1 protein-coding gene and 1 pseudogene are annotated in these 1,472 nt (G+C 44.9%); both read right to left on the bottom strand.

Annotated elements, in window-relative coordinates; translation table 11 throughout:
- Positions 1-1,161 (bottom strand): ABC transporter permease (locus F6K53_RS42040; protein ID WP_293086408.1); only part of this gene is annotated, 1,161 nt, incomplete at its 3' end.
- A gap of 17 nt (positions 1,162-1,178) precedes the next feature.
- A pseudogene (locus F6K53_RS42035) lies at positions 1,179-1,472 on the bottom strand (efflux RND transporter periplasmic adaptor subunit); the annotation flags it as partial.

The following is a 1,472-nucleotide window of genomic DNA, read 5'->3' as shown; positions in this document are numbered from 1 at the left end:
CCACAGAGAAACCACAAACGGAAATTGGAAAATAGTGGCTGCACTGAAAGCCAAGGCTATTCCGAATCCCATGCCAATCACTCCCCCCACACCAGAAACCACGACAGCTTCTGCTAAAAATTGCTTGAGAATTGCTGTTTTGGTAGCTCCTAGTGCTTTACGAATGCCAATTTCTCGCCTTCGTTCCACAACAGAAGCCAACATAATATTGGCAATACCAATTCCGCCAACAACTAAAGAAATTCCAGCAACTGCTCCCACCATTACCGTAAATAAACCCACCACATTATTTAAGGTATTGATCATGTCTGTTTGGTTAATGATTCTAAAATTATCGGCTTGGGGTGGATAAATATTATGGCGCAAGCGCAAGAGATTGGTAACTTGAAATTGAGCTGCACTTAAACTCCACTCATCAGAGGCTTTCAACCACAACCCAGTGATGGCAATCCCGGCTAGGGCATTATTACCAATAAGTCGCGCCGACATATTCGTCAAGGGAATATATATTTGATTATCTTGGTCTATTCTTCCTACCGCACCCTTAGATTCCATAACACCAATAACGATGTAACGCTCTCCCTGAATGCGGATATTGGCACCAACTGGATTTGCCCCCGGTTCAAACAGTTGTTCCCGTAACTTAGAACCAAGAACAACCACTGACTTACTAGACAGCAAATCATCCTGATTAAAAAATTGCCCCGACTGGGGATAGATGTTCTTGACCTCCGGGTAACTCAAATCCGTACCGATGACAGTAGTTAATATATTCTTGCCACCATAGACTACGGAGACATTAGGCTTTTGCAAGAATGCAGACACCGCACTAGCCGTAGTCACCTGTTCTTTAATTGCCCGTGCATCCTCCCAATTTAAACGTGTTCCCCTACCAGTACTACCTAGATTGATGCGACTATTTCTGGGAGTATCAGGGAACACCAGCATGACATTTGTACCCAAACCCTGTAATTGCTGCTCGGTTGCCTTTTGCACTCCCTGACCAAGGGAAGTAATAGCAATTACCGAGGCAATCCCAATAATGACACCCAGCATGGTCAGCCCTGTGCGTAATCTGTTACTCCACAAAGCCTCCAGCGCCATGACTAAGACTTCTACAGTGGATGCTGTACTAAAGCGAATCTGAACTGGTGTAGCCATTTTTGCACACCTTGTAATTAACGTGAACGTGAACGTGAACCGGGAAAAGGAGGTGGGGTAATAGATTGCGGTCGGAACCCTTCTGGGAAGTTGATAAACACTCTTTCGGTTCCCTGCAAACCTGATTTGACTTCTGTTTTGTGATTAGCAGTAACGCCAGTCACTATGGGAGTGAAGATAGCTTTATTATTTTCTCCTGCTACAAACACACCTGTAGCATTCTCCTGGCGGACAATTGCCACTGTCGGTACCACCAAAGCATTTAAGAGTGTGCCTACTTTGAACTCCAGATGGACATTCATCCCAGAACG

Origin of the sequence: Moorena sp. SIO4A1 (assembly GCF_010672065.1) — a bacterium.
Lineage (GTDB): Bacteria > Cyanobacteriota > Cyanobacteriia > Cyanobacteriales > Coleofasciculaceae > Moorena.
Note: the sequence above shows the minus strand (reverse complement) of the source record. Positions and strands in the feature narration are given on the sequence as shown.